Origin of the sequence: Pseudomonas sp. 13B_3.2_Bac1 (genome assembly GCF_025466205.1) — a bacterium.
Lineage (GTDB): Bacteria > Pseudomonadota > Gammaproteobacteria > Pseudomonadales > Pseudomonadaceae > Aquipseudomonas > Aquipseudomonas fluorescens_H.
This window is the reverse complement of record NZ_JANLOG010000077.1, coordinates 42,443-63,271: the sequence shown is the minus strand read 5'-3', so window position 1 is coordinate 63,271 and position 20,829 is coordinate 42,443. Positions and strand designations below refer to the sequence as shown.

The window sequence follows — 20,829 nt, the reverse complement described above, 5'->3', positions numbered from 1 at the left end:
CACATCCGCGTATGATTCGCGACCCTTCGGCGATCCCTTCGCCCGAAAACCAGATTTCAATGCTTCAGGCGCCGCCTGAACAGACCACACCGGGAGGTGCCCAGATGAGTGACATCAATCAGCAAGACGACCAGGAAATCGGCCCAGCAGGCGAAAAACTGCAGAAAGTCCTCGCCCGTATCGGCGTCGGCTCGCGCCGTGACGTCGAAGCCTGGATCAGCCAGGGCCGGATCAAGGTCAATGGCAAAGACGCCACCCTCGGCCTGCGCGTCGACATGCATGACGCCATCACCATCGATGGCAAGGTGATCAAGCGCGAAGAGGCTGCCGAGTCGGTCCGCCGCGTGATCATGTACAACAAGCCCGATGGCGAGATCTGCACCCGTGACGACCCGGAAGGCCGTCCGACCGTGTTCGACAAGCTGCCGCGTCCGAAAGAAGGCCGCTGGATCAACATCGGTCGTCTCGACATCAACACCACCGGTCTGCTGATGTTCACCACCGATGGTGAGCTGGCCAACCGTCTGATGCACCCGTCCTACGAGATGGACCGTGAATACGCCGTGCGCGTACGCGGTGAAGTCGACGACGAAATGATCGAGCGCCTGAAGGCGGGCGTGGTGCTGGAAGACGGTCCGGCGCGTTTCACCGATATTCAACAGGCACCGGGCGGCGAAGGCTTCAACCACTGGTATCACTGCGTGGTGATGGAAGGCCGTAACCGTGAGGTTCGTCGTCTGTGGGAATCCCAGGGCCTGGTGGTCAGCCGTCTGAAGCGCGTGCGTTTCGGTCCGGTGTTCCTCAACTCTGACCTGCCGATGGGCCGCTGGCGCGAAATGAGTCAGTACGAAGTCGACGTGCTCAGCGCTGAAGTCGGCCTGACACCGGTGGCGATGCCGCAACTCAACGCCAAGAGCAAGGACAAGCTGGAGCGGATGCAGCGTAAATCGTCGCGGCCGATGGCCAAGACCGAGCGCGTGCGTACCCTGCGTCCAGCCGCTGGCGCGCCGACCGGTCCGCGTCCGAGCCGTGAGCCGCAGATCGAAGGCGAGCGTCCGGGGCGCAAGCCAGTGGCCCGTGATGGCGAGCGCGCACCGCGTCCGGCTAACGGTCGGACCGAACGTGGCGAAGGTCGTGCGCCGGCCGGCCGTGGTACGCCAGTGGCGGATCGTCCTGCCGACACCACCAACAAGCGTCCGGCCAAGCCTGCGCCGAAGCGTCCGGGCATCAAGCTGGTCGACGGCGACAAGCCGTCGGGCAAGCGTCGCGGTGCTCCGGCCGGTTCCGGTCAGCGTCCGGGTTTCGGTCGCAAGAAGCCGGAGTGATCGGCTTTAGCGCCTGAATGAAAAACGCCAACCGCAGGGTTGGCGTTTTTTTTCGTCTGGCGGAAGTTATGTAGCGTCTGAGCGGGCCTCTTCGCGGGCAAGCCCGCTCCCACAGTGGATCTGCGTCGTACACAAATCCTATTGTGGGAGCGGGCTTGCTCGCGAAGAGGCCAGTGGCTCAATAGAGAAAAATCAGGCTAGAACACAAACCGTCCGTCAAACACCGGCTTGTCATCCAGCGCCAACACCCCGCCCGAGAAGATCAGGTCCAGGTGATGACTGCCCTTGGCCCCACCGCCGAGGCCCAGGTGCAGGCCGCAATGGCGTTCCTCGAAACCGGCATTGCGCGCATACAGGTCTTTCACCCCTTCGTTGGTACCGATGCCCAACTCCTCGATGCGCCGATTTGACGGATTGGCATCCAGGTACTTGTTGAAGTCGTGTTCCAACCCCGGCACATCGGTGGCGATGCGGCTGATGGTCGAGTTCTCGATCCACAGTTCCAGCGGCGACTCCAGCACGCCGTACTTGCGCGCAAACGGGATGGTGCTGAGGAACGTGCCCTTGAATTTCACATGACCATTGATGGCTTCGCTGTGGGTGGCGATTTCGCCGGGGGCCAGGTCGAAGTTGCCGACGCCGTTGATGTCGGTCCACTTCTTGATGCTGCTCAGCGGCGTTTCGAACCGCGAGCCATGCTCATCGGTGAAGCTCAGCGTGGTGGCCTGGGACATGCGCTGGATCAAGTGGCTGTTGAGCCCCGCGATGCGCTGCGGGGTGACGCTGAAGGTGTCGTAGAAATAGTCGCCGTAATCCTTGAACAGCAGCGACTTCTTCCAGTTTTCCGCCATCACGCCTTGCAGGGCGCGCACGAACTCCGGGCCGTCGGGGCGCGGGTTGGGCAGGGTGGAAGAGTCGTAGAAGAAAATGTACAGATCGCTGTCGGCGATAGCTGCAGTCAGCGTGGCGGTGGATTCCAGATCCAGGCGGCGCGCGCTGAAGTTGAATTTCGGGTGGTCGCCGGCCTGTTCGGCGATGGCGCCGGTCAGGGCTTCGTAATCGGCGGTGTGGCCGAGCAATACCTTCGCCGAGTCGAGACCGGCAAGGGCAGGGTGATGTTCGAGGTAGTAAAGGAAATGCGAGATCGCGCGGGGCTTATCCATGAGTCCTCCCTGACTGACCGTGAAAAAAGCGGCAGGCACGACCGGCCGGATCGTGCCTGCCCGGGATGTCTTACAGAGGCCACATCGCCGTGCCGAACGGAACCACCGCGTCGGCTTGCATCATTTCCACGGCCGCCTCATGGGTCGGTGCTTCAAACCATTCGTCCAGTTGCAGTTCGGTATCCAAGTCTTTTTCCAGTGCTTGCATGGTCGATCTCCTAGATGACTTTCACGGTTGTGACTGGCCGGTCGAGTTGGCCGGCAAGACGTGAAGAACCTAGTTCAGGGTGTTTTGTAATGCAAAAAATTATTTATTTAAAATTTAAATAAACTTTTTATTCTGTTTTTAAACGACGGTTTTCTTATTTGAAAACAAAAAACTAAGCGGCAACTTTCATTAGCAAGCTTGCTACCGTCAATTTGCAGACGTCCTACAGAATTTTCCGAAATGGAAAATCTGCGTTACGCATCGTAAAGAAAAGTTTACGAAAACTCCGGTAAAGCCCAGTGGATTTACCCCCTTGCCGACGCTGTAAGGAAAACCTGCCGAAGCCCGGCCACAAAGGCATCACGCAAGGCTCTGGCGCGCTTGTTTCAGCATCGTTTGCAGGGTGAGATGCGCCTCATGCCTGTCGTGCAGGTGCATAACAAGAAGGAGGCGCAATGAACGCCGTGATTGATCTTCACTTCTCTCCGTGGGGCGGTTTTTCGCTCGTCCCCGTCGATGGCCTGCAAAGGCCTGACTCAATTTTTGCAGCCGCCCGAGTGTCTCGAGGCGGACCCACGCAATCCCGGCAAGCGCCACGCTGATCCAGCGGGGTCTGGCAGCAGGGGGTTAGCGGTGTACAATGCGCCGCGTTTTAACTGTGACCCTCTGCGTAATCGCGCAAACCTCAAGGCCATCCGCCTTGTTCACTCCGCCGCGCCACAAGCGTGTCGGGTTCGATTTCGTCACAGATAAAAACAAACAGGTGACGCATGACCGTTGTAAATAAGCTGAACTCCTGGTGCCTGCGCTGGGGTTTGATCGGGGCTGCCTGAAATCGCAACCTTGCAGCAACGTCTACTGAACATCATCAAACCTTGCGTGAGACCTTTTTCATGAGTGGACAACCCTCGCAATCAGGCGAGCTGAAACGCGGCCTGAAAAATCGCCACATTCAACTGATCGCCCTCGGTGGCGCGATCGGTACCGGATTGTTCCTCGGCTCGGCCGGGGTCCTGAAATCCGCCGGCCCGTCGATGATCCTCGGCTACGCCATCTGCGGCTTCATCGCCTTCATGATCATGCGCCAGCTCGGCGAAATGATCGTCGAAGAGCCGGTGGCCGGTTCCTTCAGTCATTTTGCGCACAAGTACTGGGGCGGCTTCGCCGGTTTCCTGTCGGGCTGGAACTGCTGGATTCTGTACATTCTGGTGGGCATGTCGGAGCTGACGGCGGTCGGCAAGTACATCCACTACTGGGCGCCGGACATCCCGACCTGGGTCACCGCCGCTGCATTCTTCGTGCTGATCAATGCGATCAACCTGGCCAACGTCAAGGTCTTCGGTGAAGCCGAATTCTGGTTCGCGATCATCAAGGTCGTGGCGATCGTCGGCATGATCGCGCTGGGCAGCTACCTGCTGGTCAGTGGCCATGGCGGCCCGCAGGCCTCGGTCAGCAACCTGTGGTCGCACGGCGGGTTCTTCCCCAACGGCGTCAGCGGTCTGGTGATGGCGATGGCGATCATCATGTTCTCCTTCGGCGGTCTGGAAATGCTCGGTTTCACCGCCGCTGAAGCGGACAAGCCGAAAACCGTGATCCCGAAAGCGATCAATCAGGTGATCTACCGCATCCTGATTTTCTACATCGGTGCACTGGTGATCCTGCTGTCGCTGACTCCATGGGACAGCCTGCTGGCGACCCTCAATGCGTCTGGCGACTCCTACAGCGGCAGCCCGTTCGTGCAGGTGTTCTCGATGCTCGGCAGCAACACCGCCGCGCACATCCTCAACTTTGTGGTTTTGACCGCGGCACTGTCGGTGTACAACAGCGGCACCTACTGCAACAGCCGCATGCTGCTGGGCATGGCCGAGCAGGGCGATGCGCCGAAAGGTCTGGCGAAGATCGACAAGCGCGGCGTGCCGGTGCGTTCGATCCTGGCTTCGGCTGCGGTCACTCTGGTGGCGGTGCTGCTCAACTACCTGATCCCGCAACAGGCGCTGGAACTGCTGATGTCGCTGGTGGTGGCAACCCTGGTGATCAACTGGGCGATGATCAGTTTCTCGCACTTCAAGTTCCGCCAGCACATGAACAAGACGCAGCAGACGCCACTGTTCAAGGCGCTGTGGTACCCGTACGGCAACTACGTTTGCCTGGCGTTTGTGGTGTTTATCCTTGGCGTGATGCTGCTGATCCCGGGCATCCAGATCTCGGTGTACGCGATTCCGGTATGGGTCGTGTTCATGTGGGTCTGCTACGTGATCAAGAACAAGCGCGGTGCGCAGCAGGCGCTGCACGCGGCCAGCGCTTCGAAGTAAGCGCTGACGCAAAAACGACAAACCCGGCCTGTGTGCCGGGTTTGTCGTTTCTGCGGTTTACACAATCCCTTGTAGGAGTGAGCCTGCTCGCGATAGCGGTGTATCAGTCGACGAATATTTATCTGACTTACCGCTATCGCGAGCAGGCTCATTCCTACAGGGGGATCGGAGGTTCGGACAGTTTCGCGGTATCCTGCACCCTCTGATTACGGACGCTTTTCCATGCTGGTGATTTCCAACAACGTGCATCTGCCGGATGCCGAGATCGAACTGACGGCCATCCGCGCGCAAGGCGCCGGTGGGCAGAACGTCAACAAGGTCTCCAGTGCCGTGCACCTGCGTTTCGACATTCCGGCCTCGTCCTTGCCCGAGTTCTACAAGGAGCGGATGCTGGCGCTGCGTGACAGTCGCATCACCAGTGATGGCGTGCTGATCATCAAGGCTCAGCAATACCGCACGCAGGAAGCCAACCGTGCCGATGCGCTGGAGCGTCTGACCGAGCTGATCCTCAGCGCCACCAAGGTCGAAAAGAAGCGCCGCCCGACCAAGCCGACCCTTGGCTCGAAGAAGCGCCGGCTCGAATCCAAGACCAAGCGTGGCAGCATCAAGGCCGGGCGTGGCAAGGTGGATTTCTAGTCTTCGCGGTACTTCGCGGTGTGCTTGTACAGGTACACGCTCAGTGCCAGACCGCTCAGCGAGGCAATGGCGGCAAACAGAAAGATCGAAGCAAAACCGAAGCCCGCGGCTATCGCGCCGGCCAGTGGCCCAGTGATCCCCAGTGACAAGTCGATAAACAGCGAATAGGCGCCGACCGCCGCACCACGGCTGGAGGCTGGCACCAGATTCACCGCTTCCACGCCCAGCGCCGGGAACACCAGTGAGAAACCGAAGCCGCTCAACGCCGCCCCGGCCAGCGCCCAATGTGCATCCGGTGCCAGCCACAGCAGCAACAGGCCGAGGGTTTCCACCGACAGGCAGGCAATCGCCACGCGAAAGCCGCCGAGGCGGTTGATCAGGTTGCCGAACAGCAGTCGCGCACCGATGAAGCTGGCGCCGAACAGGCTCAGGCACAACACCGCGTTGTCCCAGTGCCGGGTGGCGTAATACAGGGTGATGAAGGTGGCGATGGTGCCGAACCCGATCGAGCCCAGCGCCAGACCGCAGCCGTGCGGGAACACGCGACCCAGCACATGCATGAACGGCAGACGCTCACCGGCGACAATCGGCGCAGCGGTTTTCGGCCACGCCAACAGCAGGCCCAGTGCCGCCAGCAGGATGATGCTGACGCCCATGCTCCACAGCCCCAACTGGCCGACCAGCCACACGCCGAACGGCGCACCCACCGCCAGCGCGCCGTAACTGGCGATGCCATTCCACGAGATCACTTTGGCGGTGTTCGCCGCACCGACGCGGCCGATGCCCCAGCCGATCGAACCGGAGCCGACCAGACTTTCCGCGCTGCCCAACACCAGTCGGCCGATCAACAGGCTGATCAGACTGAGCATCGGCAGGTTGGGTGTCCACGCCGAAATCAGCATGAACACCCCACTCAAGCCGCAACCGGCGAGGCCATACATCACCGCACGTTTGCTGCCCTGGTTGTCGATGATCTTGCCGGCGTATGGACGGCTGAGCAGGGTGGCGAGGTATTGCACGCTGATCACCAGCCCCGCGATCACCGCGCCGAAGCCCAGGTCGCTGTGGACATAGCCCGGCAACACCGCGAGCGGAATGCCGATGTTCAGGTAGCCGATGAAGGTGAAGAGGACGATGGAAACGACTTGCAGCGTGACCGCCAGGGGACGCTGGGGTTCTGACATAGAGGACGACATGAGTAACGATCCACGGCAAAGCAGGATTAGATAGGCTGCTTATGATACCGGCGCGAACGAGTCAGGGGCGGGGAAAAGTAAAACTATTTGCCGGGAGGGTGGCTTCAGGGTTTGGCCGGGGCGACCAGTTGTGTAGTGACCAGTGCAGCGAGGGCGTTTTCTTCGCTGCCGAAACGGGCGAGCAGGGCGGCCTGTTTTTCCGGGGAGAGACGGTTCCAGATCTCGATCATTTTCTCGGTGGCGCCGATCAGGACGGCAGCTTGGCTTTCAGAGAATTCGTCGGTCATGGCGGGCTCGGTTTCAGGCAGTGTGGAAAGCGCATCTTAGCGCTTTCCACACGGTCTGTACGGCGGGTTTTACTCTTCGCTGTCGGCCTGGCGGCTCTCAACGGCTTCTTTCGGCTCGGGCTGTTGGGCGCCGGCTTGTTGCGTGGTCGTCTGCTCAGGTACGTGCAGGCTTGGGAAGGGGAGATTAGGAATCTCGTGCATGGTTGCGCTCCTCGCTAAGTCTGTTGATAGATCTGGTAGATCCGCGCTTCTTGAAAGCCTGCGCAGGATACAGCAGGAAAAATGACAATCAGACTTTTAATTGAAAATAATGCGACAGATGGCCGCAGGGCGCGCAAAAACAACTGTGGGAGCGAGCTTGCTCGCGAAATCGGTGTATCAGTCAACATATCTGTCGAATGACACTCCGTATTCGCGAGCAAGCTCGCTCCCACAGGGGTTTGTGTAGCTGGATCTACTTGCTGACGTCAGCGATGGCTTGTGCCAGCAATGCGAGGCGGGTCGCATCGATCCCGGCGACGTTGGCCCGGCCCGAGCTGACCATGTACACGCTGTGATGCTCACGCAGTTGTTTGACCTGCTCCGGTGACAGGCCGGTGTAGGAGAACATTCCGCGCTGGACGCCAATGTGCGCAAAGCGCTCTCGCAGGCCGTGCGGTTCCAGTGCTTCGACCAGACCGCTGCGCAACTGAGCGATGCGCAAGCGCATGGCTTCCACTTCATCGGCCCAGCGGCTTTTCAGCTCCGGGTCGGCGAGGATGGTCGCGACCACTGCCGCACCGTGATCCGGTGGGGTCGACCACAGGTTGCGGGCGATATTGGCCAGTTGGCTGCGGATGTCGATCAGCTTGTCGGCGGTTTTTGCACAGACAATCAATGCACCAGTGCGGTCGCGGTACAGGCCGAAGTTCTTCGAGCAGGAACTGGTGATCAGCAGCTCGGGAACCTCGGCGGCGAACAGCCGGGTCGACCACGCGTCCTGCTCAAGACCATCGCCAAAGCCCTGGTAGGCAAAGTCGATCAGCGGCAGCAGGTCACGGCGGCGCACCACGTCGAGCACGCGCTGCCAGTCGTCATGATTCAGGTCGAAACCGGTCGGGTTGTGGCAGCACGCATGCAGCAGCACCACGTCGCCGTACGGCACTTCGTTGAGCACGGCGAGCATCGCATCGACGTCGAGGCGGTTGTCGCTGCCCACGTACGGGTAGTGACTGACCTTGACCCCGGCCGCCGCGAAGATCGTTTCGTGGATCGGCCAGGTCGGGTTGCTCAGCCACACGCCCTTGCCCGGCAGGCACTGGGCGATGAAGTCGGCCGCCAGACGCAGCGCGCCGGTGCCGCCCGGGGTCTGGGTGGCGCCGGCGCGCTGTTCGGCGATCAGCTTCGAGTCGGCGCCGAGCACCAGCTCATTGATGACTTTGCCGAACAGCGGGTTGCCGTGACCACCGATGTAGGTCTTGGTGTCCTGGCTTTCGACCAGCCGCGCTTCGGCGATTTTCACTGCCTCAGGGATCGGCGTCAGGCCTTGGGCATCCTTGTAGACGCCAACGCCCAGGTCAAATTTGCGCGGGTTAGTGTCCTGCGCATAGGCCTCCATCAAACCGAGGATCGGGTCGCCGGGTACCCGGCCGATGGCGTCAAAGTGCATTACTTGCGTCCTTCTGCGGTCTTGGCCACTTCGTCAGTGCGCGCGGCCATGATGAAGTCGTTGCGGTGCAGCCCCTTGATCGAGTGGCTCCACCAGGTCACGGTGACTTTGCCCCACTCGGTCAGCAGACCCGGGTGGTGACCTTCGGCCTCGGAGATCTCGCCGACGGCGTTGGTGAACGCCAGCGCATGCTTGAAGTTCTTGAACAGGAAGACCTTCTCCAGCTGCATGATGCTGTCGCGAACTTCGATGTTCCAGTCCGGGATCTGCTTGATCAGGATCGGCAGTTCTTCGTCGCTGACTTGTGGCGCATCGGCACGGCACGCTTCGCAGTGGGCTTGGTTCAAAGTGGACATGGTGTGATTCCTGAAATCGAGTGTGTTTTTTTTATAGAAGCTATCGGCCCGTCAATGCCGTCACGCTAAACCAAAGTGGCGGCGACTGACAGACGCAATTGTCAGCAAAAGACGCGGATCACGCGGCTTTCGGTTTTGGCGGAAACTTCGGAGCGTGCAACCCCAGCTGCATGCCTTGCTTGACCATGGCCATGATGTCTTCATGGGCGACGTCGAACAGGCGCTTGAGGTTCGGCAAGACAAAGTACAGCGGCTGCAGGATGTCGATGCGATACGGCGTGCGCATCGCTTCCAGCGGATCGAAGGCCTGATGCTCGGGTTCGTCCGACAGCGAGTAAACGGTTTCTTTTGGCGAGGACAGGATCCCGCCACCGTAGATGCGTTTGCCTTGCGGGGTATCGACCAGGCCGAACTCGATGGTCATCCAATACAGACGCGCCAGATACACGCGCTCTTCTTTGGTGGCCTGCAGGCCGAGCTTGCCGTAGGTGTGGGTGAATTCGGCGAACCAGGGGTTGGTCAGCAGCGGACAGTGACCGAAAATCTCGTGAAAAATGTCCGGCTCTTGCAGGTAGTCCAGTTCTTCGCGGGTACGAATGAACGTGGCCACCGGAAACTGTTTGCTGGCGAGCAATTCGAAGAACGTCTGAAAGGGGATCAGTGCCGGGACGCGGGCAACCTGCCAACCGGTGGTTTCACCGAGTACCTTGTTGATTTCGCCCAGCTGCGGAATGCGGTCGTGGGGCAGACCGAGTTTTTCGATACCGTCCAGGTACTCCTGGCACGCCCGACCCTCGATCACTTTCAGCTGGCGAGTGATCAGCGTGTTCCACACCGCGTGTTCTTCGGCGGGGTAGTCGATAAAACCTTGCGCATCGGGCTCGCGGGCCACGTACTGCGTCTGCTTCATACTGCTCTCCTGCTAGGGGAATTCGTTCTTGTTATGTCCAGCGACGGGCTCAGGATTACCCGAGTGCGGGGTTGGATGCAGCAGGTTGAGCGGTCTCTGTGTAGGAAAATTCGCCGTATTTCGTAAAAGAATCGTTACGCTTCGGCGGGTATCTCGCATTTGCGGTGATTTGCAGGTTTGAAAAGGGCTGTGGCTGTCACATAATCTTGACAACTATCTGCGCGCCTCGACAGAAAAGTCAGGCCAAACCGCAGCGCAAATCTCTTGTGGGAGCGGGCTTGCTCGCGAAAGCGGTGTGTCAGCTGAATGAATGGCGACTGACGCCCCGCCTTCGCGAGCAAGCCCGCTCCCACAGGGATTGTGTTCAACCCCTCATCCTTGTCGGGCCTCTTTTTATGCGTATCAAAGTCCACTGCCAAAACCGCATCGGCATCCTGCGCGACATCCTCAACCTGCTGGTGGAGTACGGGATCAACGTTGCACGCGGCGAGGTCGGCGGCGAGCATGGGAACGCGATCTATCTGCATTGTCCGAACCTGATCAACATCCAGTTCCAGGCGCTGCGGCCGAAGTTCGAGGCGATTGCCGGGGTGTTTGGGGTCAAGCGCGTCGGGCTGATGCCCAGCGAGCGTCGGCACATGGAGTTGAACGCGTTGCTCGGCGCGCTGGAATTCCCGGTGCTATCGATCGACATGGGCGGCTCGATCGTCGCCGCCAACCGCGCGGCGGCGCAGTTGCTCGGGGTGCGGGTGGACGAGGTGCCGGGGATTCCGCTGTCGCGCTATGCCGAGGATTTCGATTTGCCGGAACTGGTGCGCGCCAACAAGTCGCGAATCAACGGCATGCGCGTCAAGGTCAAGGGCGACATCTTTCTCGCCGACATCGCGCCGCTGCAATCGGAGCATGACGACAGTGAAGCCATGGCCGGTGCGGTGCTGACCTTGCACCGCGCCGACCGCGTTGGTGAGCGCATCTATAACGTGCGTAAACAGGAACTGCGCGGCTTCGACAGTATCTTCCAGAGCTCGAAAGTGATGGCCGCTGTCGTGCGTGAAGCCCGGCGCATGGCGCCGCTGGATGCGCCACTATTGATAGAAGGCGAAACCGGCACCGGTAAAGAGTTGCTGGCCCGCGCCTGTCACCTCGCCAGCCCGCGCGGGCAGTCGCCGCTGATGGCGCTCAATTGCGCCGGGCTGCCGGAGTCGATGGCCGAGACCGAGCTGTTCGGCTATGGCCCCGGCGCGTTCGAAGGTGCGCGCGCCGAAGGCAAGCTCGGCCTGTTGGAGCTGACGGCGGGCGGTACGCTGTTCCTCGATGGCGTCGGGGAAATGAGCCCGCGCTTGCAGGTGAAGCTGCTGCGCTTTCTGCAGGACGGCTGCTTCCGCCGGGTCGGCAGTGATGAAGAGGTGTATCTGGACGTGCGAGTGATCTGCGCGACCCAGGTCGACCTGTCCGAATTGTGCGCGCGCGGCGAGTTTCGTCAGGATCTGTATCACCGCTTGAACGTGCTTTCGCTGCACATCCCGCCACTGCGCGAATGCCTCGACGGTCTGACCCCGTTGGTCGAGCATTTCCTCGATCAGGCCAGTCGGCAGATCGGCTGTTCGCTGCCGAAACTGGCGCCGGCGGCGATGGATCGGCTCAGTCATTACCACTGGCCGGGCAACGTGCGGCAACTGGAAAACGTGCTGTTTCAGGCGGTTTCGCTGTGCGAGGGCGGCACGGTCAAGGTCGAACACATTCGCCTGCCGGATTACGGCGTGCGTCAGCCGCTTGGCGATTTCTCGCTGGAGGGTGGGCTGGACGAGATCGTCGGACGCTTCGAGAAAGCGGTGCTCGAGCGCCTGTATTCCGAACACCCGAGCAGTCGGCAACTGGGCAAGCGGCTGGGGGTTTCGCATACGACCATTGCCAACAAGCTGCGTGAGTACGAAGTCGGTAAAGACCCCGAGAGTTGACAGCAACACTGTGGTGAGAAGAGCTTTTGTGGTGAGGGGATTTATCCCCGATGGGTGGCGAAGCCGCCCCGATACCGATGAACGCGATCCACCTGATCCATCGCATTGGATGGTTTTGGGGCTGCTGCGCAGCCCATCGGGGATAAATCCCCTCACCACAGGTTCTTTTTCCATCTGCAAAAAACGGGATTGCCGCCTAGCGGCATAACACCGCCGGTTTTTCGACTTCGATACATTTCCAATTTCCCCGCAAACCCCCTCAAGTCCTTTGTTTACCGGGCCGCAAGCCGCCAGAAAAAAGTTGGTCTGCAAATTGCTTATGGCTCAGCAGTACAGCGGTGGGCGGCAAACGTCCGGCATGCAGAGGAAAGAGTGTGGACAAGTACCTTTATGTGGCAATGACCGGCGCCAGTCAGAACGCACTGGCGCAAAAGGCGCATGCCAACAACCTGGCGAACATCTCCACCAATGGTTTTCAGCGCGACCTGGAGCAGGCGCGTTCGATGCCGGTGTTCGGTGACAGCTTTCCGGCGCGTGCGTTTGCCATGAGCGAGCGGCCTGCCACTGATTTCACCGCCGGTTCGCTGGTGCAGACCGGGCGTGACCTCGACGTGGCCGTGACCGGCAACGGCTTTATTGCCGTGCAGAACCCCAACGGCGGCGAAAGCTACGTGCGCACCGGCAGCCTGAACATCGACGCCCTCGGCGTATTGCGCGCCGGCAACGGCATGCCGGTATTGGGCAACGGCGGGCCGATCGCCGTGCCGCCGGAGCAGCAGGTCGAAGTCGGTGAAGACGGCACCATCAGTATTCGTGCGATGGGCGAAGGCCCGCGCGTCATGGCGGAAGTCGACCGGATCAAACTGGTCAACCCGGACATCAAGAACCTCAACAAGGGCCTCGACGGTTCGATCTACACCAAGGACGGCCAGCCTGCGCCGGCCGATGCCAACGTCAAACTGGTGTCGGGTTTCCTCGAATCGAGCAACGTCAACGCCGTGGAAGAAATGACCTCGGTGCTGGCCCTGGCCAAGCAGTTCGAGTTGCACGTCAAGATGATGAACACCGCCAAAGACGACGACCAGGCCATGGCTCGGGTCTTGCAGATCAGCTAATTATCAGAACGTCGCGCCGTAAAACAGGCGCACGAGGAGAATCGAATGCTTCCGGCTCTATGGGTTGCCAAAACCGGTCTGTCCGCCCAGGACACCAACCTGACCACCATTTCCAACAACCTGGCGAACGTCTCGACCACGGGTTTCAAACGTGACCGTGCCGAATTCCAGGACCTGCTGTATCAGATCAAGCGTCAGCCAGGCGCCCAGTCGACCCAGGACAGCGAACTGCCGTCGGGTCTGCAACTGGGTACTGGTGTGCGCATCGTCGGCACGCAGAAAAACTTCACCGCCGGCAGCCTGCAAACCACCGAGCAGCCGCTGGACATGGCCATCGACGGTCGCGGTTTCTTCCAGATCCTGCAGCCGGACGGCACCACGTCCTACACCCGTGACGGTACTTTCCACCTCGACTCCAATGGCCAGATCGTCAACGCCAGCGGTTTCGCCCTGGAGCCGGCCATCGTCATCCCGAACAACGCGCAGAGCTTCACCGTCGGCACCGACGGCACCGTGTCGATCACAGTGCCAGGCAACCCGGCTGCTCAGGTGATCGGCAACCTGCAAACCGCCGACTTCATCAACCCGGCCGGTCTGCAAGCAGTGGGCAACAACCTGTTCCTCGAAACCGCTGCTTCCGGCGCGCCGCAAATCGGCACCCCGGGCCTGAACGGTTTCGGTACCACGCTGCAGAACACCCTGGAAGGTTCCAACGTCAGCACCGTTGAAGAGATGGTCAACATGATCACCACTCAGCGCGCCTACGAGATGAACTCCAAGGTGATCTCCACCGCCGACCAGATGCTCTCGTTCGTAACGCAGAATCTGTAATCAGTCTATGAGGCGGCCATGAGGCCGCCTGCAACACCGTGAGGTAAGGGTCATGAAACGCTTCGTATCTGTTCTGGCATTGGGTGGGGTCGTCTCGCTCGCGGGCTGCGTCGCTCCGCCGCCAAAGCCCAATGACCCTTACTACGCCCCGGTATTGCCGCGTACGCCGTTGCCGGCTGCAGCCAACAACGGCTCGATCTATCAGGCCGGCTTCGAGCAGAACCTGTACAGCGACCGCAAGGCGTTCCGGGTCGGTGACATCATCACCATCACCCTGAACGAGAAGACCCAGGCCAGCAAAAGCGCCAACTCCCAAGTGGCCAAGAACAGCAAGACCGGCATCGGTCTGACTTCGCTGTTCGGCGGCAGTGGCACCACCAACAACCCGTTGGGTGGCAATGACCTGAGTCTGGACGTCGGCTACAGCGGCGACCGTGCAACCAAGGGTGACAGCAAGGCGGCGCAGGGCAACACCCTGACCGGTTCGATCACCGTGACCGTGGCCGACGTGCTGCCCAACGGCATCATCGCCGTGCGCGGCGAGAAGTGGATGACCCTCAACACCGGCGACGAGCTGGTGCGGATCGCCGGTCTGGTGCGTGCCGATGACATCGCCACCGACAACACCGTGTCGTCGACCCGTGTCGCCGATGCGCGCATCACCTACTCGGGCACCGGTTCGTTTGCCGATGCGAGTCAGCCAGGCTGGTTCGACCGTTTCTTCCTCAGCCCGCTGTTCCCTTTCTAGGTGGCGACTTTGAAATTCAAACACCTGATGCTGGCTGCGGCATTGATGTCCGCAGCCTTTGGTGCCCACGCCGAGCGGCTGAAAGATATCGCCAGCATTTCCGGCGTGCGCTCCAACCAGTTGATCGGTTACGGCCTGGTGGTCGGGCTTAACGGCACCGGCGACCAGACGACGCAAACCCCGTTCACCCTGCAGACCTTCAACAACATGCTCTCGCAGTTCGGCATCAAGGTGCCGCCGGGATCGGGCAACGTGCAGTTGAAAAACGTCGCGGCGGTGTCGGTGAGTGCCGATCTGCCGGCGTTCGCCAAACCGGGGCAGCAGGTCGACATCACCGTGTCTTCCATCGGTAACTCCAAGAGCCTGCGCGGCGGCACCCTGTTGCTGACCCCGCTCAAGGGGATCGACGGCAACGTCTACGCCATCGCTCAGGGCAACCTGGTGGTCGGCGGTTTCGATGCCGAAGGTCGCGACGGTTCGAAGATCACCGTCAACGTTCCGTCGGCCGGTCGCATCCCGGGCGGTGCGTCGGTGGAGCGTTCGGTGCCGAGCGGGTTCAACCAGGGCAACAGCCTGACGCTGAACCTCAACCGTTCCGACTTCACCACCGCCAAGCGCATCGTCGACAAGATCAACGACATGCTCGGCCCTGGCGTGGCGCAAGCCATCGACGGCGGCTCGATCCGTGTGACCGCGCCGCTGGATCCGAGCCAGCGCGTCGACTACTTGTCGATCCTCGAAAACCTCGAAGTCGACCCGGGTCAGGCGGTGGCGAAAGTCATCATCAACTCGCGTACCGGCACCATCGTCATCGGCCAGAACGTGAAAGTCTCGCCGGCCGCCGTGACCCACGGCAGCCTGACCGTGACCATCACCGAAGACCCGATCGTCAGCCAGCCGGGCCCGTTGTCCAATGGGCAGACGGCCGTTGTGCCGCGCTCGCGGGTCAACGCCCAGCAAGAAGCCAAACCGATGTTCAAATTCGGCCCGGGTACCACCCTCGACGAAATCGTGCGTGCGGTAAACCAGGTTGGCGCGGCACCGGGTGACCTGATGGCAATCCTTGAAGCACTGAAGCAGGCCGGCGCGTTGCAAGCCGACCTGATCGTGATCTGAGGACGGCGACCATGGATATGCGCAAAGGCAGTCTGGCGGGCACTGGCGATTCGGGTTCGTACTCCGACCTCAATCGTCTGAACCAGCTCAAGGTCGGCGACAAGAACAGCGATGCGAACATGCGCAAAGTGGCGCAGGAATTCGAATCGCTGTTCCTCGGCGAAATGCTCAAGTCGATGCGTTCGGCCACCGAAGCATTGGGTAAAGACAACCCGATGAACACCCCGGCGGCCAAGCAATATCAGGAAATGTACGACCAGCAACTGGCGGTGTCGCTGTCCCGTGAGGGCGGTGGTATCGGTCTGGCCGACGTGCTGATGAAGCAGATGTCGAAGAACAAGCCAATGGCGCCGGGTGAGGCTGCGGCCGCGTCCGCTGCCAAGCAGGAAGCGGCGAAAGCCGCTGCGGTGCAGACGCCGATTGCTGCCGGCACTACCGGCACCGGCCCGCTGTCACGGCTCAATGGCGAGCGCCCGTTGTGGGCCTCGCGTTCGTTGCATGCGCCGAACACTCAATTGGCGCACGCCAACGACATGGAAATGATCAACAAGCGTCGTCTGGCACTGCCGCCGAAACTGGCTGATCGTTTGCTCGCCGGTCTGGTGCCTTCCGCTACGCCGACTGCCGCCAATGCGTTGCCGCAACGCACCGCGACCACGGCCGCCACCGGCGCCGGCCCGCTGTACAACGGCGACTGGCTGAGCCGTGCCGAAGACGCCAAGGCGTCCGGCGGGCAGATGCAGATTTACGGTCGGGCAATGGCGCAGATTCCGCTGGCGCCGGCCAAGCGCGCCTTCAGCTCCGCCGACGAATTCGTCAACACCATGCTGCCGATGGCAAAAGAGGCCGCCGCACGTATCGGTGTCGATCCGCGCTATCTGGTGGCGCAAGCCGCACTGGAAACCGGTTGGGGCAAATCGGTGATGCGCGCCCAGGATGGCAGCAGCAGTCACAACCTGTTCGGGATCAAGGCCAGCAGCAACTGGACCGGCGATTCGGCCCGGGCAATCACCAGCGAGTTCCGCAACGGGCAGATGGTCAAGGAGACGGCGCAGTTCCGTTCCTATGCCTCGTACAAGGACAGTTTCCACGATCTGGTGACTTTGCTGCAGACCAACAATCGCTATCAAGATGTGGTGAAGTCGGCCGATAACCCAGAACAGTTTGTACGCGAGTTGCAAAAGGCCGGTTACGCGACCGACCCGAACTACGCGACGAAGATTTCGCAGATAGCCAAGCAGATGAACAGTTTTGAAAACTACGCTGCGGCGGGCGTTTCCACCCAGCCTTTTTAAGGCACAAGGTATAAGGTCTGAACCATGAGTTTGCTCAATATCGGGATGTCGGGTCTGGCGTCGAGCCAGGCCTCTTTGGCTACGACAGGCAACAACATTGCCAACGTCGACACCGCCGGTTATTCACGCCAGCAAACCGTGCAGGGCACCAAGGCCTCGCAGCAGTACGGCACCGTTTTCATCGGCACGGGCACAACCCTGGCTGACGTGCGCCGGGTCTACAACTCCTACCTGGAATCGCAATTGCACACCGCGACTTCGCTCAACAGCGAAGCGGCGTCGTACCTGGCCCAGGCCACGCCCCTGGACGCCACGTTGTCCGACACCAACACCGGCCTGACCGGCGTGTTGCAGAAGTTCTTCACCTCGATGCAGGGCGTCGCAACGTCGGCGACCGATGACACCTCCCGTCAGTCGGTGCTGACCGGCGCACAGGCGCTGACCAGTCGCTTCAACACCATCGCCAAACAGCTGAACGACCAGAACACCAGCATCAACGGCAGCCTGGGCGACATGACGGCCCAAGTGAACAAACTGGCGACCTCGATTGCCAATCTGAACCAGAAGATCGGTGAGATTTCCACCAGTGGCGGTGCCCCGAACGATCTGCTCGACAGCCGTAACGAAGCCGTGCGTCAGCTGTCCGAGCTGACCGGTGCGCAGGTCGTCGAGCGCGGTACCAGCTTCGACGTGTACATCGGCAGTGGTCAGCCACTGGTGATCGGCAACACCACCAACACCCTGAGCACCGTGCCAAGCAAAGACGATCCGTCGCGCATGGCGATCCAGATGGACCGCGGTTCGAGCACCATTGACGTCACTTCGGCGATGACCGGTGGCGAAATCGGTGGCCTGCTGACCTATCGCAGCGACGTCCTCGACCCTTCGCTCAATGAGCTGGGGCGTGTAGCGCTGGTCGTCGCCGATCAGATCAACAGCCAGCAAGCCCAGGGCATCGACAAGAACGGTGACTTCGGCGCAGCACTGTTCAACAACATCAACAGTGCCGCGCTGGTCAGTCAGCGCAGCATCGCGCAGTCGGGCAACAGCGCAGGTTCGGGCAACCTCGATGTGACCATCAAGGACACCGGCAAGCTGACCACCAGCGATTATCAGGTCACCTTCACCAGCGCCACCGACTACTCTGTCAAGCGCTCCGACGGTACCGACCTCGGTTCGTTCAGCACGACCACCAACCCGCCTCCGGTGATCGACGGCTTCAGCCTGTCGCTCAATGGCGGTGCGCTGAGCGCCGGTGACACCTTCAAGGTCACCCCGACCCGTAACGCGGCGGCGAGCATCCAGACGGTGCTCACCGATCCGAAGAAAATTGCCGCCGCCGGCCCATTGACCGGCTCGGCCAGCGCCAACGGCCTGGGCACTTACACCCAGCCGACGCTCAGCGACAAGATTGATATCTACAACCCGACTGCCCAGGCCGACATGCAGGCGGCGCTGAAGAATTCGACGCCGGTCAAACTGGTGTTCGGTGACGCGAGCGGCGGCAGCCAGTCGTACAACCTGGTCGATGCCAAGGGCGCGACCATCGGCACTGGCACCATCGTTCCCGGCCAATCGAACACGCTCAACCTGAAAGTGGGCATCGTCGACGCCAGCGGCAACCCGGTGATGGACACCACCGTCACGCCGAACGTGCAGAAAACCTTCACCGTACAGACCACGGTCGGTGGCACGCCGAAGTCCGGCGAAACCTTCACCATGAACCTTACCGGTGCCGCCTCGTCCGACAACCGCAACGCGCAAGCGCTGGTGGCTCTGCAAACCACGCAAACCGTCGACACCGGTTCGGCGAGCAAGGGCATCAGCCTCACCGACGCCTACAACAAGCTGGTGACCAACGTCGGTACCAAAGCGGCGCAAGGCAAATCCGACGCCACGGCCACTTCGCAGATTCTGGATCAGGCCCAGGGCGCACGCGATTCGCTGTCCGGGGTCAACCTGGATGAAGAAACCGGCAACCTGGTCAAATACCAGCAGTACTACACCGCCTCGTCGCAGATCATCAAGGCGGCGCAGGAAACATTCTCTACGTTGATCAACAGCCTTTAAGGAGTCGTAATTCATGCGCCTTTCCACCGCCCAGTATTACGGCACCCAAGCGGCTGACTATCAGCGTAACTTCAACAAGGCCGTTGCCACCGCGAGCGAGGCCAGCAGCCTGCAGCGCATCAACACTGCAGCTGATGATCCGATCGGTGCCGGTCGTTTGCTGCAACTGGGCCAGCAGGCGGCGATGCTGGATCAGTACAACACCAATATCAGCAGCACCAAGAGCGGGTTGTCCGTACAGGAAACCACGCTGGACTCCATCACCACGGCACTGCAACGCGCCAAGGAATTGTCTCTGGCCGCCAACAACGGCACGGCCACCGACAAGGATCGCCAGGCCTACGCTCAGGAGCTGGGACAGATTCAGCAAACAGTGCTGGGCCTGATGAACTCCAAGGATGCCAACGGCAACTACCTGTTCTCCGGTTCGAAGACCGACACCGCGCCGTACTCGCAGAATGCCGACGGCACCTTTTCTTACAACGGTGACCAGACCACCATCAACCTGGGCATCGGCGACGGCATGACCGTCGGCACCAACACCACGGGTTGGGATGCTTTCCAGCAGACCATCAATACCGGTCGCACCAACACCACCATGACTGCTCCGGCGGTGGATGACGGTCGTGTGGTGCTGTCCAACGGTACGGTTGGCACCGCAGCCACCTATGACGCCAAGTTCACCGCTGGCCAGCCTTACACCGTCAGCTTCGTCAGCAGTACTCAGCTGAAAATCACCGATGCCCTGGGCAATGACGTAACCGCCGAGGCCAGCAAGAACGGGGTTGTCAGCAACAGCAGCGGCGCCAACCAGACGGTCAGCTTCCGTGGTGTCGACATGAAGCTGAACATTAACCTGAAGGCGGGTGACACTAACCCTGACGCGGTCATTGCCGGGCACAGTTTCCAGTTGGCTTCCACGCCTGACTCGTTCACCACCACGCGCAGTCCGGGCAACCCGTCTACTGCGGTGATCACCGGTTCCAGCATCACCGACCAGGCGGCGTATAACAATGCCTTCCCGCAAGGTGGCGCGGTCCTCAAGTTCACCAGCGCCACGGCGTTCGATCTGTACGCTGCACCTGTTACCGCTGACAGCAAGCCTGTGTCGTCCGGCACGGTGGCCGGGGGCAACGCAACCGCTGCTGGTGTGACCTTCGCGTTAGGCAGCGCACCGGCAGCGGGTGATCAGTTCTCGATCCAGCCGAACAATCATCAGACCCAGAATATCCTCGACACCCTGGGCCAGATGATCACTGCGATGAACACGCCAATCGATGGCGATGACGTGGCCAAGCAGAAATTCCAGGGCGCGATGGAGGCCGGTCTTGGCAACATCGACAGCGCTAATAATCAGATTGGTGCTGCGGTTACTGCAATCGGTGCGCGTGGTCAGTCGCTGGATATGCAAACCGTGACCAACCAGAGCCTGAGCACCGCGAACACTACGACCCAGGGTTCGATTCGCGACTCGGATCCGGCCGAAGTCATGACCCGCCTGACTTTGCAGCAAACCATGCTGCAGGCAGCGCAACTGGCCTTCAGCAAAATCAGCCAGTTGGGTCTGTTCAACAAGATCTGATGGTCAACGGGTGTGCAAACGCCCGTTTTGCCGTGTCCCCCTTAGTTAATGTTTTTTGCGGTTTTCAGGGCTC

Annotated in this window: 19 protein-coding genes; 11 read left to right on the top strand and 8 right to left on the bottom strand. The window is 60.7% G+C overall.

Annotated elements, in window-relative coordinates; genetic code table 11:
• Positions 1–104 precede the first annotated feature (104 nt).
• A complete protein-coding gene (gene rluB / locus NTD85_RS12665; protein ID WP_095139335.1) occupies positions 105–1,325 on the top strand; it encodes a 23S rRNA pseudouridine(2605) synthase RluB in 1,221 nt (406 codons plus the stop codon).
• A gap of 197 nt (positions 1,326–1,522) precedes the next feature.
• On the opposite strand, the gene NTD85_RS12660 is transcribed toward rluB, so the two are convergent.
• Together NTD85_RS12660 and NTD85_RS12655 are read right to left on the bottom strand one after the other, a co-directional pair.
• The gene (locus NTD85_RS12660; protein ID WP_003222777.1) at positions 1,523–2,488 is read right to left on the bottom strand and encodes a hypothetical protein; all 966 of its coding nucleotides are present in this window, start codon (positions 2,486–2,488) and stop codon (positions 1,523–1,525) included.
• A gap of 70 nt (positions 2,489–2,558) precedes the next feature.
• The gene (locus NTD85_RS12655; RefSeq protein WP_003222780.1) at positions 2,559–2,696 is read right to left on the bottom strand and encodes a hypothetical protein; all 138 of its coding nucleotides are present in this window, start codon (positions 2,694–2,696) and stop codon (positions 2,559–2,561) included.
• Positions 2,697–3,589: 893 nt separating this feature from the next.
• Here NTD85_RS12655 and NTD85_RS12650 point away from each other — a divergent pair.
• Entirely contained in the window at positions 3,590–5,008 is a 1,419-nt protein-coding gene (locus NTD85_RS12650) for an amino acid permease (protein WP_103522224.1), read from the top strand.
• A 222-nt stretch (positions 5,009–5,230) separates the two neighbouring features.
• Positions 5,231–5,644: an alternative ribosome rescue aminoacyl-tRNA hydrolase ArfB gene (gene arfB, locus NTD85_RS12645; protein WP_262142307.1), complete on the top strand. Its 414-nt coding sequence runs from the start codon at positions 5,231–5,233 to the stop codon at positions 5,642–5,644.
• On the opposite strand, the gene NTD85_RS12640 is transcribed toward arfB, so the two are convergent.
• The 6 genes from NTD85_RS12640 to phhA all read right to left on the bottom strand — a co-directional run bounded on the left by NTD85_RS12640 (position 5,641) and on the right by phhA (position 10,041).
• Complete coding sequence (locus NTD85_RS12640; RefSeq protein WP_226500462.1) at positions 5,641–6,828, bottom strand: MFS transporter; 1,188 nt, start codon at positions 6,826–6,828, stop codon at positions 5,641–5,643. The genes arfB and NTD85_RS12640 overlap by 4 nt on opposite strands.
• Positions 6,829–6,944: 116 nt before the next feature.
• Positions 6,945–7,127 carry a hypothetical protein gene (locus NTD85_RS12635; RefSeq protein ID WP_003222790.1) on the bottom strand — a complete coding sequence of 61 codons (183 nt, stop codon included), beginning with the start codon at positions 7,125–7,127 and terminating at the stop codon, positions 6,945–6,947.
• Positions 7,128–7,196: 69 nt separating this feature from the next.
• Positions 7,197–7,328 (bottom strand): hypothetical protein, encoded by a 132-nt coding sequence (locus NTD85_RS12630; RefSeq protein WP_256214475.1) that lies wholly within the window; start codon positions 7,326–7,328, stop codon positions 7,197–7,199.
• 253 nt (positions 7,329–7,581) lie between these two features.
• Positions 7,582–8,775, bottom strand: a complete 1,194-nt coding sequence (locus NTD85_RS12625) for an amino acid aminotransferase (protein WP_262142306.1) — start codon at positions 8,773–8,775, stop codon at positions 7,582–7,584.
• A complete protein-coding gene (locus tag NTD85_RS12620) occupies positions 8,775–9,131 on the bottom strand; it encodes a 4a-hydroxytetrahydrobiopterin dehydratase (protein WP_003222798.1) in 357 nt (118 codons plus the stop codon). Before NTD85_RS12620 ends, NTD85_RS12625 begins: the two co-directional genes overlap by 1 nt.
• A gap of 118 nt (positions 9,132–9,249) precedes the next feature.
• Positions 9,250–10,041: a phenylalanine 4-monooxygenase gene (gene phhA / locus NTD85_RS12615; RefSeq protein WP_003222800.1), complete on the bottom strand. Its 792-nt coding sequence runs from the start codon at positions 10,039–10,041 to the stop codon at positions 9,250–9,252.
• A 395-nt stretch (positions 10,042–10,436) separates the two neighbouring features.
• On the opposite strand from phhA, the gene NTD85_RS12610 reads away from it, so the two are divergent.
• From NTD85_RS12610 to NTD85_RS12575, 8 genes are all read left to right on the top strand, one after another.
• A complete protein-coding gene (locus NTD85_RS12610) occupies positions 10,437–11,999 on the top strand; it encodes a sigma-54-dependent phenylalanine hydroxylase transcriptional regulator PhhR (protein ID WP_027613959.1) in 1,563 nt (520 codons plus the stop codon).
• A 374-nt stretch (positions 12,000–12,373) separates the two neighbouring features.
• Positions 12,374–13,114, top strand: coding sequence for a flagellar basal body rod protein FlgF (locus NTD85_RS12605; protein ID WP_007965507.1), 741 nt, complete (start codon positions 12,374–12,376; stop codon positions 13,112–13,114).
• A 45-nt stretch (positions 13,115–13,159) separates the two neighbouring features.
• Positions 13,160–13,945, top strand: coding sequence for a flagellar basal-body rod protein FlgG (gene flgG, locus NTD85_RS12600; RefSeq protein WP_003222804.1), 786 nt, complete (start codon positions 13,160–13,162; stop codon positions 13,943–13,945).
• 52 nt (positions 13,946–13,997) lie between these two features.
• The gene (gene flgH, locus NTD85_RS12595; RefSeq protein ID WP_262142305.1) at positions 13,998–14,693 is read left to right on the top strand and encodes a flagellar basal body L-ring protein FlgH; all 696 of its coding nucleotides are present in this window, start codon (positions 13,998–14,000) and stop codon (positions 14,691–14,693) included.
• Between the two features lie 27 nt (positions 14,694–14,720).
• The gene (locus NTD85_RS12590; protein WP_080593281.1) at positions 14,721–15,809 is read left to right on the top strand and encodes a flagellar basal body P-ring protein FlgI; all 1,089 of its coding nucleotides are present in this window, start codon (positions 14,721–14,723) and stop codon (positions 15,807–15,809) included.
• 11 nt (positions 15,810–15,820) lie between these two features.
• Positions 15,821–17,104 (top strand): flagellar assembly peptidoglycan hydrolase FlgJ, encoded by a 1,284-nt coding sequence (gene flgJ, locus NTD85_RS12585; protein WP_103483899.1) that lies wholly within the window; start codon positions 15,821–15,823, stop codon positions 17,102–17,104.
• 24 nt (positions 17,105–17,128) lie between these two features.
• Positions 17,129–19,174 carry a flagellar hook-associated protein FlgK gene (flgK, locus tag NTD85_RS12580; RefSeq protein WP_262142304.1) on the top strand — a complete coding sequence of 682 codons (2,046 nt, stop codon included), beginning with the start codon at positions 17,129–17,131 and terminating at the stop codon, positions 19,172–19,174.
• Between the two features lie 13 nt (positions 19,175–19,187).
• Complete coding sequence (locus NTD85_RS12575) at positions 19,188–20,756, top strand: flagellar hook-associated protein 3 (RefSeq protein WP_262142303.1); 1,569 nt, start codon at positions 19,188–19,190, stop codon at positions 20,754–20,756.
• The last annotated feature ends 73 nt before the right edge of the window (positions 20,757–20,829 follow it).